The sequence below is a fragment of the Actinosynnema sp. NPDC023587 genome (assembly GCF_040640215.1).
In the GTDB taxonomy this organism is placed as follows: Bacteria; Actinomycetota; Actinomycetes; order Mycobacteriales; family Pseudonocardiaceae; genus Actinosynnema.
The window spans coordinates 665,146-678,700 of record NZ_JBFABG010000001.1; the positions used below are offsets into that span (position 1 = coordinate 665,146).

The window sequence follows — 13,555 nt, forward strand, 5'->3', positions numbered from 1 at the left end:
ACGTAAGCGGTTCGACCGAGGTTTCGAGCGCGCGGCGCTGTCAGCGTGCACGACGCGTTAGACGCTGTTGACCGCGGCACTCTGAGGTGCCCGTCTCGCACGGCGGCACCGACCGGGGTCCACGCCACCTCGTCGACGAGCCGGATCAGTCACTTCCACAAGGTAGGAAACCCAGGTGCGGCACCCCCATGTCGGGTCCCGCACCTGGGTCTTGTGCACCCCGGGGATGGCCCGGTGCGCCCTCGGGACGGTGCGGCACGGGAGTTCGAAGGCGGGCGACGGGCGGGAACGTAGGGGCGGGCGCAGCGGCGGGTGGGGTTGAGTCGCGCGCCATCGGGGAACTGTGGTCGTGGCGAGCCCGCCGATCGCCCGCGCCCGGTTATCGTGGTGCCGCCTTGTGAGGCCCCTGGTTGGAGGACACGCGGTGCAGTTCAACGAGAACGCCGAACTCGACACGTCCCAGGTCTCCGACCAGCGGGGCGGCGGCGGCGGGGTCGGCGGCCGGGTCGCGCTCGGCGGCGGTGGCCTGGGCATCGTCGGCCTGATCATCTACTTCGTGCTGTCCCAGCTCGGGGGCGGCGGGCAACTGCCGACCGGGTCGGGCTTCCAGGACGTCGGCCGCAACCAGCAGGTCGGGTCCGAGGAGATCAAGACCAAGTGCCGGACCGGTGCGGACGCCAACCGGAACGCGGACTGCCGCGCGGTGGCGTTCATCAACTCGATCCAGGGCTACTGGACCGACCAGTTCGCCCGGTCGGGGCGCACCTACCAGGCGGCGCAGACGAACTTCTTCTCGGGCGGCGTGCAGACCCGCTGCGGCAACGCCACGTCCGCCGTCGGCCCGTTCTACTGCCCGGCCGACGCGCAGGTGTACATCGACCTGAACTTCTTCCAGGAGCTCCAGCAGAAGTTCGGCGCGACCGGCGGCCCGTTCGTGGAGGCCTACGTGCTGGCCCACGAGTACGGCCACCACATCCAGAACCTGCTCGGCACGTCGGAGCGGGTGAGCTCGCGCAGCGGCCCCAAGTCGGACTCGGTGCGGCTGGAACTCCAGGCCGACTGCTACGCGGGCGCGTGGGCCAACCACGCCACCACCGTGCCGACGTCGTCCGGCAAGCCGCTGATCACCGACGTGACCCAGGACGACATCGCGGCGGCGCTGGACGCGGCGGCCCGGATCGGCGACGACTACATCCAGGAGGAGCTCGGCGGCGGCCGGATCGACACCACGCAGTTCACCCACGGCTCGTCCGCCCAGCGCCAGAAGTGGTACACGCTCGGCTACGACACCGGTGACCCGGCGCGCTGCGACACGTTCGGCACCGACGACCTCGGCTGACGACCCGCCCAGGGAATTCACCGCGGCAAAGTTCACCCGGAAGGGTTAAGCAGCGGCGGAGGGGCCGATTCTGAACTGGTCTCCGGAACCGGCCCCCTCGTCCTGCCGGGTGCTACGCCACGACGTCGTGCGAGTGGTCGTGGGCCTCGACGTGCAGGGTCTTCGCCGCCGCCGCGCGCGTCGCCGCGCGGGCCTTGCGCGGCGGGACGCCGTTCACGTCCTCGGTGCTGATCGCGTAGGACGCGGTGACCCAGGCGAGCGCGTCCGAGTTCCGGTCCAGCGCCTTGCGGTCGACGTTGCCCAGGTTGTCGCCGGGCAGGTGGTAGTTCGGGTCGTACGGCAGGCCCGCCGTGCCGCCCCACTTGGCCACCTGCGCCGCGGTCTTGACCACCTCGGCACCGGTGAACAGGCCGCCGGCCGGGATGCCCTGGCGGATGAACTCGCCGTAGTCCGACCGGCCGGTGAAGTCCGTGCCCTCGACCTGGATCTTCTTCTCGACGGTCAGGTAGTCCACGAAGGACTTCTCGATCTGCGCCGAGCCGTAGGGGCCGGCACCCGCGCCGACGCCGTCGGAGTTGTCGCCGTCGTAGACGAAGTAGCCCGCGTTCGGCGAGCCGATCATGTCGAAGTTCAGGTACAGCGCGATGTCGAGCTGCTGCTCCGGCGTCAGTGCCTTCACGTAGGCGATGGACCCGAGCAAGCCGAGCTCCTCCGCGCCCCACCAGCCGAACCGCACCGCGTTGGTGACCTTCGGCGAGCCGCCGAGCTGCAACGCGGTCTCCAGCAGGCCGGCCGAGCCGGTGCCGTTGTCGTTGATGCCGGGGCCGACCGCGACGCTGTCGAGGTGCGCGCCGGCGAACACGACGTTGTCCTGGCGGCCGGTCCTGGTCTGCGCGATGACGTTGCGCGAGACCCGGTCCTCCGAGTGGTACCGCAGGTCCACGGTCACCGGCTGACCCGCCTTGCCGAACAGCGCGGTGCCGTCGGCCTGGGACACGCCGCCGACCGGGATGACGCCCTGCGCGCCGAGCGTGAAGCCGTCCAGGCTGCCCGGCTCGTTGTTCGCCACGACGACGGCGATCGCGCCGGCCGCCGCCGCGTTGCGGTGCTTGATGTCGAACGTGCACGCGCCGCGCCGGATCAGCGCGATCGAGCCGGTGAAGTCCTGGCCCGCGAAGTCGGACGCCTCGCAGCCGGGCGTGGCGTCCTCGGGCACGGCCCGCAGCGGGCCGGTGACGCCGCCCACCGGGGTCAGCGGCGAGAAGATCAGCGGCAGGTTCTCGTACGTGGTGGCCCCGACCTTGGCCGTGGCCGCGTCGGTGACCCGCACCGGGTAGGTGAACGCCGGGGTGCTGACGTCGAAGCCCGCACCGCGCAGCTTGCCGGCGACGTAGTCGACGCTGGCGTCGTACCCCGCGGTGCCGGCGGCGCGGTTGCCGCCGTTGCGGTCCGCGATCCGCTGGAAGGCGATCAGGTGGCGGTTGACCCCGTCCGCGGACACGTTCTTGGTGAGCTTCTTGGCCAGCGCCGGACCGTCGAGCCCGGCGGGCCCCGCGTCGGCGGCCGGCGCGGCGGCTAGGGCGAGGGATGCGGACGCGGCGATGACGAGCGCGCGTCGGATCCCGGTTCTACCTGACATGAGCGACTTCCCCTTCACTCGGATGCCGAACCCTCACCTCTGGCACGCGGAGAAATCAATCCGTCACTCGACGGGTTCTCGCCCAGTGAGCAACTCCAGACACGACGTGACACCCGCTGCGCCGAGCGCCCACGCCGGGCGGCGGAAGTCCTCGCGGGCCAGGACCAGGCGCACCTGCTCGGCCCGCGCACCGCGCCGGACCTGGGCGAACGTGCCGTCGGGCCGGTAGCCCAACCGCCGGCTGACGGCGAGCGAGGCCGGGTTGTCCGCGAACGCGCCGGAACGGGCGAGGCGCGCGCCCAGGTGGTCGAACGCGAACGCCACCACGGCCGCGCGCATCTCGGTGCCGATGCCCCGGCCCTGGTGCCGCCGCCCGATCCAGGAGCCGGTCCCGACCTCGCCGAGCACGGCGAACGACTCGGCCGACAGGCCCTGCACGCCGATCACCCGGCCGTCCAGCCGGACGAGGAAGTTCACCTCCCACCGCCGCGCGGACAGGCTCGCCCGGAGCGCCCAGAAGTGCTGCACCACGTTGACGCCCAGGCGTTCCCGGGGCGCGTCGGTCCACGCGACGGCGAACGGCATCTCGTCCGGCGGGTGCACGCCGAGCAACGCCTCCTCGACCAGCTCGGCGAGGCCGGCGTCGTCGTCCGGGCGCAGTTCGAGCCGGGGCGTGCGGAGCACGAGGTGCCTCAACGGCCAGGCGTCCATGCCCGACGATGGTGCCGAGAACGCGCCACGGCGGCCACCGCATTACCGTCGGGGTCCATGCACGCGATCACGATTCGTGAACCAGGCGGCCCCGACGTCCTCACGTGGAGCGAGGTTCGGGATACCGAACCCGGCCCCGGCGAGGTGCTCCTCGCCGTGGCGGCCACCGCCGTCAACCGCGCGGACCTGCTGCAACGCCAGGGGCACTACCCGCCGCCGCCCGGCGCGTCGGACGTACCGGGCCTGGAGTGCTCCGGCACGGTCGCCGCGCTCGGCGACGGTGTGACGGGGTGGCGGGTCGGCGACGAGGTGTGCGCGCTGCTCGCGGGCGGCGGTTACGGGGAGCGGGTCGTGGTCCCGGCCGCCCAGTTGCTGCCGGTGCCCGACGGCGTGGACCTGGTGACGGCCGCGTCGCTGCCCGAGGTGGCGTGCACGGTGTGGTCCAACGTGGTGGTGCTGGCGCGCCTCACGGCCGGGGAGACGCTCCTGGTGCACGGCGGCGCGGGCGGCATCGGCACGCACGCCATCCAGGTCGGCAAGGCGCTCGGCGCGCGGGTGGCCGTGACGGCGGGGTCGGACGAGCGCCTGGCGCGCTGCCGCGAGCTCGGCGCGGACATCGCGGTGAACTACCGGACCCGGGACTTCGTGGCCGAGGTCGGCGAGGCGGACGTCGTGCTGGACAACATGGGCGCGTCCTACCTGGACCGCAACCTCGACGTGCTGGCCCGCGACGGGCGGCTGGCCGTCATCGGGTTGCAGGGCGGGGCGAAGGGCGAGCTGAACATCGGCAAGCTGCTCGCCAAGCGGGCGACCATCACCGGGACGGGGCTGCGGTCCCGGCCGGTCGACGGGCCGCACGGGAAGGGCGCGATCGTGGCGGACGTGCGCGCACGGCTGTGGCCGCTGGTGGCGTCCGGGCAGGTCAAGCCCGTCGTGCACGAGGTGCTGCCGATCCGCCGGGCCGCCGACGCGCACCGCGCGCTGGAGGACGGCAAGGACGTGTTCGGCAAGCTGGTGCTCGCGTTCTGAGGCCACCGGTCCCCGCGCGGTGACCGGTGGCGGACGACGGTCGCGGCCCGGTCGGAGAGCTCGGCGGGGTGTCCGGGCGGACCGTCGGAGGCGGGCGCTAGTGCAGCGCCGTCGCGGTGGCGACGGACGTGCGGGGCGCGGTCCGGAAGCGGAGGGCGAACTCCTCCGTCCACCGGGCCAGCACGCCGTGCTCGGCGGGGTGGTCCGCGTCGTCGACCAGGACCGCCGCGCCGGGCGCGAGCACGCCCCGGAACACCGGCACCGCCGGGTAGCGCGCGTCGGCGGTCAGCGGGCCGTCCACGAGCAGCAGGTCCACCAGGCCGTAGCGCTCCACGAAGGCCGTCACCTCGTCGTGCACGAGCTGGGGGTGGTACCACTGCGCGCCGCCCAGCGCGGCCGGGTGCGGGGACAGGGGCGCGTGCACGACGCGGGCCACGTGGCCCAGGCCCTCGCGGCGGAGCTGGCTGGCCACGAACGCCGCCGTGCGCTCGTCGTGCTCGACGGAGAGCACGTGGCCGAAGCCGCGCCGGGCCAGCAGCCGGGCCAGCAGCACGGACGACGACCCGCAGCCGCACTCCACGATGACCGTGCGCGAGCCCAGCAGCACCTCGTCCACCACGGCGGCCAGCGCCGACGGGCGCAGTTCGTGCGCCGTGGTGGGCAGGTACTCCGACATCAGGGGGCTCAGGCGGTGCAGCGCGGCGAGGTCGGCCAGTTGTCGGGACAGAGCGTCGTCCACCACACCTCCGGCTACCCCAGCTCGGCGACCGCCCGCACGAGTTCGTCCACTTCGACCGCGTTCGTGTAGTGCGCCAGGCCGACCCGGATCGCTCCGCCGACCTCGCCCACCCCCAGGACCGAGAAGACGCCGTGCTGACCCGAGTCGGCGAACGCGCAGACGCCGCGTTCGGACAGGTGCTCGACACCGTCGGTCGACTTCACGCCGGCCACCGTGAACGCCAGCGCCGGGACCCGCCGCATGGCGTCGCCGATCACCATGACGTGACGGAGCGATCGCAGTTCGTTGATGAGATTAGCCAGAAGACCCGCCTGATAGGCCTTCACCGACCCCAGCGACGTCAGCAGCCGCTCGCGGCGGGGGCCGACGGCGGCGTCGTCCAGGCCCGCCAGGTACTCCACCGAGGCCACCAGGCCGGCCAGCAGCGGGTAGGCGTGCGGGCCGAGTTCGAGGCGTTCCGGTCCGCGCGCGCCGGGCTCGACGGCGACCGACGGCAGCAGGTCCAGGCGGGAGGGGTCGCGGAACACCAGCGCGCCCACCGGCGGCCCGCCCCAGGCGTTCGCCGAGACCGCGACCACGTCGGCGTCCATGGACGTGATGTCCAGCGGCACGAACGGCGCGGCCGACGAGGCGTCCACCACCACCAGCGCCTCGGTGCGGCGGGCGGACTGGGCGATCTTGGCGAGGTCCGGGCGGGAGCCGACCGAGCCGGACGCGGCGGTGACCGCGACCAGCTTGCACCGGTCGGTGATGAGCTCGTCGTACTGCCAGGCGGGCAGCTCGCAGGTCTCGATGTCGACCTCGGCCCACCGGACCACGCTGCCGGTGCGCTGGGCGGCCCGCTGCCACGGCGCGATGTTCGACGAGTGGTCGAGGCGGGACACCACGACCTCGTCGCCGAGGAACCAGTTGTCGGACACGGCGTCGGACAGGCGTTGCAGCAGGACGGCGCTGCTCGGGCCGAGGACCACCCCGGCCGGATCGGCCCCGACCAGGTCCGCGACCGCCCGGCGGGCCGCGTCCACGATGGCCTCGGCGCGTTGCGAGGCCGGGAAGATGCCGCCCGGTCCGGAGACCGGTGCGCGCAGCGCGGTGGAGACGGCCGTGGCCACCTGCTCGGGGACCTGCATCCCCGCCGGTGCGTCCAGGTGTACCCAGCCGTCGCCGAGCGCGGGGAACAGCCCACGGACCCGTGCGACGTCGAACGCCATGCCGCACACCGTACGGAGGAGACCGGGGCGAGCGACAGAGGGGCCAGGGGTTGTCCGCCGGCGCGGCCCGGCGCACGGCCGCTTTGCGCCGCCTTGGTCCGTTTGCCGGAGTTCACCACCCGTCCGGGCGATTTTCGGGGCGGCTCGCGGCGGACGCGCGGGACCGGGACCACCGCCGGCGGACCACCCGGTTCGCACCGGGGTGCCGCGTCGCGTCAGGATGGGCGCATGAGCGAGGCAGCGGAGAACGAACGGCAGGTCTTGGTGGTCGGACCGGACGGGATGCCGGTCGGCGCGGCTCGACTGCCGGTGGGTGACGAGGGCGGCGGCCCGGACGTCACGGACCTGGTCGAGCAGCCGGCCAAGGTGATGCGGATCGGCACGATGATCAAGCAGCTCCTGGAGGAGGTGCGGGCCGCTCCTCTCGACGAGGCGTCCCGCAACCGGCTCAAGGAGATCCACAAGCGGTCCATCGACGAGCTGGAGGACGGGCTCGCGCCCGAGCTGCGGGACGAGCTGGAGCGGCTGTCCCTCCCGTTCACCGAGGAGGGCACGCCGTCCGACGCCGAGCTGCGCATCGCGCAGGCCCAGCTCGTGGGCTGGCTGGAGGGTCTCTTCCACGGCATCCAGACCGCCCTGTTCGCCCAGCAGATGGCAGCGCGCGTCCAACTGGAGCAGATGCGCGGTCGCGCCCTGCCCGCCGGCTCCTCGGCCGAGTCCGACCACCACCCGCAGCGCGGCGGTCAGTACCTGTAGCCGACCTGTAGCCGCGCGGCGATCGGATAACGGCCACTGGACAGCGGTCCGGCCGTTGCCCGAACGTGTGTCGCGTTCTCAGCGGTGAAGGTGGGAGAGGAGAGCTCACGTGCTCGACCGGGTGCGACACAACCGAGTGGTGGAAGAGGCGCGCAGTCGGCTGCGCGGCAAGCTGATGAGGGCCATCGACGACGTCGTCGGCCCCTACCACCGGGCCCACGCCGAACGCCTCGACCGGTTGCAGGGCGAGCTGGACGACCTCCGCGAGGAGCTGCGCCACCGCTCCGAGCGCGTGGCCGAGGACCTCCGGCGGTTCGAGATCAGGGCGCGGCGCGACATCGTGTTCGCGGGCGAGCGGGAAGCGGCCACCGACTCCGCGCGGTTCGTCCGGGACGAGATGACCTCCGCCCCGCACTTCGACCACCCGCACGCGACCCTCGAACACGCCCTCTCGCTGGTCGGGCACGACGGCCTGGCGCTGGAGTTCGGCGTCTACGCGGGCACCACGCTGAAGATCATCGCCGCCGCCCGCGAGGGCTCCGGGGTGTACGGCTTCGACTCGTTCGAGGGCCTGCCGGAGCACTGGCGCAGCGGGTTCCCGGCCGGGATGTTCACCGTGGACGACCTGCCGGACGTGCCGGGTGCGGACCTGGTGGTCGGCTGGTTCGACGACACGCTGCCCGGCTTCCTGGAGGAGCACCCCGGCCCGGTGACGTTCCTGCACGTCGACTGCGACCTGTACTCGTCCACCCGGACGGTGCTGGACCTGGTCGGGCCCCGGCTGGTGCCGGGCAGCGTCATCGTGTTCGACGAGTACTTCAACTTCCCCGGCTGGCGTGAGCACGAGCACAAGGCGTGGACGGAGTACGTCGAGCGCACCGGAACCACGTTCAGCTACGAGGGGTACACGTACGACCACGAACAGGTGATCTTGAAGATCACCGGTGTGCCGGACGTGCCGTCCGCCGAGGTAACCGCACCGTGACAGCCCGGCGACAGGTGGACCTACCTGTCGCCGGTAGTCTCAGTACTCGTGCAACACACGAGTACCGTCGATCCGCCTGAGGTCCCCCCGGCACCCGACTCCCGCACGTTCGCGCGCGCGTTCGGCGACCTCCGCGATGCGTGGCAGCAACGCGAGCTGTGGGGCCACCTCGGGTGGCAGGACATCAAGCAGCGCTACCGCCGGTCGGTCATCGGTCCGCTGTGGATCACCATTTCGATGGGCACCACGGCACTGGCGCTGGGTCTGCTGTACTCGCAGCTCCTGGGCCAGGAGCTGAGCACCTTCCTGCCGTACGTGACCGTCGGGTTCATCGTCTGGAACTTCATCCTGGGCGTGATCACCGAGGGCACCGAGGTCTTCATCGCGAACGAGGGCCTGATCAAGCACCTGCCCGCGCCGGTCACCGTGCACGTGCTGCGCATGGTGTGGCGGCAGGTGCTGTTCTTCGCGCACAACCTGGTCGTCTACGTGGTGGTGCTCGCCGTCTTCTTCCCGGCGCTGACCAGCCAGTACGTCATGGAGGGCGACAAGGTCGTCCACCCGGGCATCTCGTGGACGATCGTGCTCGCCGTCCCGGCGTTCGCGCTGCTGGTCGTGAACGCGGTGTGGGTGGCGCTGCTGTTCGGCATCATCAGCACCCGCTTCCGCGACATCCCGCCGGTCATCCACAGCTTCATCCAGCTCGTGTTCTTCATGACCCCGATCGTGTGGCACGTCGGTGTGCTCAACAAGTTCACCGACGGTGACGCCAACTGGAAGATCCTGATCGCCGAGTTCAACCCGATCTACCACTTCCTGGAGATCGTGCGCGCTCCGCTGCTCGGCCAGCAGCAGGACTGGCACCACTGGGTCGTCGTCGGCGGGTTCACCGTCGTCGGCTGGGCGGTGGCGGTCCTGGCGCTGCGCAACTACCGTGCCCGCGTCTCCTACTGGGTCTGAGTGAGGCCGCAACCTATGGTCAGCATCGACGTCTGGAACGCCTCGGTCGACTTCCCGATCTTCGACGCCAAGTCGAGGTCGCTGAAGAAGCTCGCGCTGGGCAAGGTCGGCGGCAAGATCGGCGCGGAAGGCCGCGTACCGATCATCGAGGCGCTGCACGACATCAACATCTCGCTGCGGCACGGTGACCGCGTGGGCCTGGTGGGGCACAACGGCGCGGGCAAGTCCACGCTGCTGCGGCTGCTCTCGGGCATCTACGAGCCCACCCGGGGCAGCTCCCGCATCCAGGGCAAGGTCGCCCCGGTCTTCGACCTCGGCGTGGGCATGGACCCCGAGCTCTCCGGCTACGAGAACATCATGATCCGGGGCCTGTTCCTCGGCATGGGCCGCAAGGAGATGGAGAAGCGGGTCGACGACATCACCGAGTTCACCGAGCTCGGCGACTACCTGTCGATGCCGCTGCGCACCTACTCCACCGGTATGCGGGTGCGGCTCGCGCTGGGCGTGGTCACGTCGATCGACCCGGAGATCCTGCTGCTCGACGAGGGCATCGGCGCGGTCGACGCGGCGTTCCTGGAGAAGGCCCGGGACCGGCTCAACGACCTGGTGGCGCGGTCGGGCATCCTGGTCTTCGCGAACCACTCGGACGACATGCTGGTCGAGCTGTGCAACACGGCCATCTGGATGGACGAGGGCCGGGTGAAGATGCACGGCTCGCTGCGCGAGGTCGTGAAGACCTACAAGGGCCGCGATCCGTACGAGCACCTGAACGCGGACACACTGGCGCGGATCGGCCAGTCGCCGGTGCTGAGCGGGAACGGTGGCGAGTAGACCGTGGGCGCGTTGCCGAAGGGGTCCGTCGTCGGGGTGGTGGTGACCCGCCACCGCCGCGAGCTGCTGGCCCAGTCGCTGAAGGTGCTGGCCTCGCAGACCAGGCCGCTGGACCACCTGGTGGTCGTGGACAACGGACCCGACCAGCCGGTGGACGACCTGGTCGACCAGTGCCCGATCCCGACCACCTACCTGGCCTCGCACCGCAACCTCGGTGGCGCGGGCGGGTTCGCGCTCGGCATGCTGCACGCGCTCTCGCTGGGCGCGGACTGGCTGTGGCTGGCCGACGACGACGGCCGGCCCGCCGACGAGACCGTGCTGGAGGTGCTGCTGGCCGAGGCGGACCGGCGCGGGCTGGCCGCGATCTCGCCGGTGGTGTCCAACATCGAGCAGCCGGAGAAGCTGGCGTTCCCGCTGCGCCGCGGCCTGACCTGGAAGCGGCGCACCGCGGACCTGGGCGTGGACTTCCTGCCCGGCATCGCGTCGCTGTTCAACGGCGCGCTGTTCCGGGCGTCCACGGTCGACGTCATCGGCGTGCCCGACTACCGGCTGTTCTTCCGCGGCGACGAGGTGGAGATCCACCGCCGGCTGGTGCGCACCGGGCTGCCGTTCGGCACCTCGCTGAAGGTGCACTACCTGCACCCGGACGGCTCGGACGAGTTCAAGCCGATGCTCGGCGGCCGGTTCCACGCGCAGGACCCGGAGAACCCGGTCAAGCGGTACTACACCTACCGGAACCGGGGTTACCTGCTGTCCCAGCCGGGGATGCGCAAACTCGGCCTGCTGGAGTTCTTCCGGTTCGGGCTGTACTTCATCGGCGTGCGGAAAGACCCGAAGGCATTCGTCGAATGGCTCAAGCTGGTCCGCCAGGGACAGCGCGAGAGGTTCTTCCGCAAATAGCCGGAGCGGTGCCCGGGAATCCGGTCCGCTCTGCGCGTAATCGCCGGCGGCGAACCGGCCTTGCCCGGTGGGCGGTGCGGGCGTTGGCTGGCGGCATGTCTTCTGAAGCGCGTAAGACCAGCCTCGTCCTGCACCTCGCCGCGAACCCGGACCCGATTTCGATCCGGGTCTCCCAGGACGTCGTGGCCGATCTCGGACCACGCCTGATCCAGGTCGTCCGGAACGGGCACACGCAATCCGTCACCACCGCCGACGGCAAGGAGTTCGTGGTGAACTTCGCGCACGTCGTCGCCGCGCACTTCGATTAGCTGGGAGGTTCGGCGGATCGACCGGGAAACGGAGAAGCGGTGTGGCACCGGAGTGCCACACCGCTCGTCCGAAGCGGAGTCGGCCTGCCCGGCAGGCCGCTCCGGTACCGCTCTAGTTCTCGAACACCTTGCGCCACGCCTCGACCGAGGTCAGCTCGGGCAGCGCGTCCCGGTACACCTTCTTGAGCCGCGGCCACTCCTGGCCCAGCCGGCGGTAGTTGCGCACCGCGCGCGCCATGAGCTGCTTGAACTCCTTCGGGTCGCGCTTGCGGAACGCGACACCGGAGCCGTCCGCGCTGGACACCGTCGCCGAGTCCAGGTTGCCCAGCAGGAACCAGCGGGCGTTCGTCGCCGGCACGTTGATCTGCGGGCGCTGCGCGGTGGACGCGTCCGGCGCGCGCAGGTTGTGCACCAGCGCCTTGGCCGCCTCGGCGGCGATGGTCGCCGGGTTCGTCGGCGGCTTCAGCATCGCCTCGGCGCGCACCATGTCGAACGTGGGCGGCGGGAACTCGCGGGCCGAGGGCAGCACCTGGGCGTCGGAGTAGGTCTTGCGCAGCGCCTGGATCTCGGGCAGCGCCGTGCGCAGCGACTCGAACAGCTTGGACGGGCCGGCGAGGAAGTCCTCGATGGCCTTCTGCTGCACCGCGACGGTCGAGTACTCCATCGACAGCAGGTGCCGCAGCGACAGCTTCAGACCCTGCTTGAGCAGCGTCGAGCGGATGTCGTACGGGCTGTGCAGCGCCGCCATCACCAGCCGGTTGCGGGTGTGGAAGTAGGCCTGCCAGTCCGTGGCGTCGTTCTTGTCGGTCCACGGCATGTGCCACACCGCGGAACCGGGCAGCGACACCGTCGGGAAGCCGTTCTCCAGGGCGCGCAGCGAGTACTCCGCGTCGTCCCACTTGATGAACAGCGGCAGCGGGTAGCCGGTGCGCTGCACGACCTCACGCGGGAACAGGCACATCCACCAGCCGTTGTAGGTGGAGTTGATGCGCAGGTGCAGTTCCTCGGTCTCGCGCAGCGACTCCGTGGCGAAGTCGTGGTCGGTGACCGCGCCGGGCGCGGGCCGCCAGAAACCGGAGGCCAGGTCCACGACCTCGCCCATGCTGTGCAGGCGGGCGCGGGCCTGGAGGTTGAGCATGTGGCTGCCGACGATGACCGGCTGCGCCGCCGCGCGGGCGAACGCGTTGGAGCGCAGCACCGCGTCCGGCTCCAGCCGGATGTCGTCGTCCATGAGCATGATCTGGTCGACGTCGGTGTGCTCGATCGCCTCGTACAGGCCCCGGGTGAACCCGCCCGAGCCGCCCAGGTTGTCCTGCTCGATCACTTCGAGCTTGTCGCCGAGCAGCTTGACCGCCTCGGCGTAGCCCTCGGTGTCCCGGACCTTGACCGCGCCCTGGTCGGCGACGAACACCTTCTGCACGACGTCCAGCACGGTCGGGTCCTCGCCGAGCGCGCGCAGCGCGATCACCGCGTCGACCGGCCGCATCGTGGTCATGCCGATGGCGACCTTCTGCGGCGGGAGCGCCTCGTCGGCGGTCCACGCGGCCTCACCGATCTCCAGCGCCGTGTCGTCGGTGAACACGTCGAACCAGATCCAGCCGCCGTCCTCGAACGGCTTGAGGTGCACCCGGAACTCGACGTCGGCCCACGCGTCGGACGAGCGGATCGGCCTGCCGTCCAGGTGGATCGGGTCGCCGTTCGGCTTCGAGCGGTACACGTCCAACCGGCCGGCCCCGCGCACCCGCAGGCGCAGCACGACCTCGTCGACGACCGTCCAGCGCTTCCAGTAGCTGGCCGGGAAGGCGTTGAAGTAGGAGGCGAACGACACCTTGGCCGACGCCGGGACGGTCACCGAACGGCGCGACGAGACGTGCGAGTGCACGTTCTCCGGCTCGTCCAGGTAGAGCGGACGGACGTCCAGCGGGTCCTCGTCGCGGGGCAGGATCACCCGCTGGAGCACCTTGCTCGGGTCGATGCCGCCACTGGAGCTGTGCTCGGTCACGTGCTTTCCTCCGGCGAACCAGCGGAGCGGTTCGAGAATCGGGTGTCGGCGACCACCCGCGTCGTCGAGGTGGCCAGCGGTTCAGGTGGTACCGGCGACCATACCGCGTCGCCCGAAAAGGGCGACGCGGTGCCGGTCGGGGTGT

The 13,555-nt window shown here is 71.3% G+C and carries 13 protein-coding genes; 8 read left to right on the forward strand and 5 right to left on the reverse strand.

What is annotated here, in order from left to right; all coding sequences use genetic code 11:
• The first annotated feature begins 424 nt into the window (after positions 1 to 424).
• Positions 425 to 1,339, forward strand: a complete 915-nt coding sequence (locus AB0G01_RS03360; RefSeq protein WP_360939166.1) for a neutral zinc metallopeptidase — start codon at positions 425 to 427, stop codon at positions 1,337 to 1,339.
• Positions 1,340 to 1,451: 112 nt separating this feature from the next.
• Here the strand turns inward: AB0G01_RS03360 and AB0G01_RS03365 are convergent, their stop codons facing one another.
• Positions 1,452 to 2,978, reverse strand: a complete 1,527-nt coding sequence (locus AB0G01_RS03365) for a M28 family metallopeptidase (protein ID WP_360939168.1) — start codon at positions 2,976 to 2,978, stop codon at positions 1,452 to 1,454.
• A 63-nt stretch (positions 2,979 to 3,041) separates the two neighbouring features.
• Positions 3,042 to 3,689, reverse strand: coding sequence for a GNAT family protein (locus tag AB0G01_RS03370; RefSeq protein WP_360939170.1), 648 nt, complete (start codon positions 3,687 to 3,689; stop codon positions 3,042 to 3,044).
• Positions 3,690 to 3,746: 57 nt separating this feature from the next.
• On the opposite strand from AB0G01_RS03370, the gene AB0G01_RS03375 reads away from it, so the two are divergent.
• Positions 3,747 to 4,718, forward strand: coding sequence for an NAD(P)H-quinone oxidoreductase (locus AB0G01_RS03375; RefSeq protein ID WP_360939172.1), 972 nt, complete (start codon positions 3,747 to 3,749; stop codon positions 4,716 to 4,718).
• 97 nt (positions 4,719 to 4,815) lie between these two features.
• On the opposite strand, the gene AB0G01_RS03380 is transcribed toward AB0G01_RS03375, so the two are convergent.
• The gene (locus AB0G01_RS03380) at positions 4,816 to 5,457 is read right to left on the reverse strand and encodes a class I SAM-dependent methyltransferase (RefSeq protein ID WP_360939174.1); all 642 of its coding nucleotides are present in this window, start codon (positions 5,455 to 5,457) and stop codon (positions 4,816 to 4,818) included.
• Between the two features lie 11 nt (positions 5,458 to 5,468).
• Positions 5,469 to 6,668 (reverse strand): cysteine desulfurase-like protein, encoded by a 1,200-nt coding sequence (locus AB0G01_RS03385; protein WP_360939176.1) that lies wholly within the window; start codon positions 6,666 to 6,668, stop codon positions 5,469 to 5,471.
• 282 nt (positions 6,669 to 6,950) lie between these two features.
• Here AB0G01_RS03385 and AB0G01_RS03390 point away from each other — a divergent pair, with 282 nt between their 5' ends.
• The 6 genes from AB0G01_RS03390 to AB0G01_RS03415 all read left to right on the forward strand — a co-directional run bounded on the left by AB0G01_RS03390 (position 6,951) and on the right by AB0G01_RS03415 (position 11,408).
• Positions 6,951 to 7,424: a bacterial proteasome activator family protein gene (locus AB0G01_RS03390; protein ID WP_360939856.1), complete on the forward strand. Its 474-nt coding sequence runs from the start codon at positions 6,951 to 6,953 to the stop codon at positions 7,422 to 7,424.
• Between the two features lie 109 nt (positions 7,425 to 7,533).
• Positions 7,534 to 8,409 carry a class I SAM-dependent methyltransferase gene (locus AB0G01_RS03395; RefSeq protein ID WP_360939178.1) on the forward strand — a complete coding sequence of 292 codons (876 nt, stop codon included), beginning with the start codon at positions 7,534 to 7,536 and terminating at the stop codon, positions 8,407 to 8,409.
• A 48-nt stretch (positions 8,410 to 8,457) separates the two neighbouring features.
• The gene (locus AB0G01_RS03400) at positions 8,458 to 9,369 is read left to right on the forward strand and encodes an ABC transporter permease (protein ID WP_360939180.1); all 912 of its coding nucleotides are present in this window, start codon (positions 8,458 to 8,460) and stop codon (positions 9,367 to 9,369) included.
• A gap of 15 nt (positions 9,370 to 9,384) precedes the next feature.
• Positions 9,385 to 10,200 (forward strand): ABC transporter ATP-binding protein, encoded by an 816-nt coding sequence (locus AB0G01_RS03405; protein WP_360939182.1) that lies wholly within the window; start codon positions 9,385 to 9,387, stop codon positions 10,198 to 10,200.
• Between the two features lie 3 nt (positions 10,201 to 10,203).
• Complete coding sequence (locus AB0G01_RS03410; protein WP_360939184.1) at positions 10,204 to 11,100, forward strand: glycosyltransferase family 2 protein; 897 nt, start codon at positions 10,204 to 10,206, stop codon at positions 11,098 to 11,100.
• 95 nt (positions 11,101 to 11,195) lie between these two features.
• Positions 11,196 to 11,408, forward strand: coding sequence for a hypothetical protein (locus tag AB0G01_RS03415; protein WP_360939186.1), 213 nt, complete (start codon positions 11,196 to 11,198; stop codon positions 11,406 to 11,408).
• A gap of 112 nt (positions 11,409 to 11,520) precedes the next feature.
• Here AB0G01_RS03415 and AB0G01_RS03420 read toward each other — a convergent pair whose 3' ends face one another.
• The gene (locus AB0G01_RS03420; RefSeq protein WP_360939188.1) at positions 11,521 to 13,410 is read right to left on the reverse strand and encodes a glycosyltransferase; all 1,890 of its coding nucleotides are present in this window, start codon (positions 13,408 to 13,410) and stop codon (positions 11,521 to 11,523) included.
• Between the last annotated feature and the right edge of the window lie 145 nt (positions 13,411 to 13,555).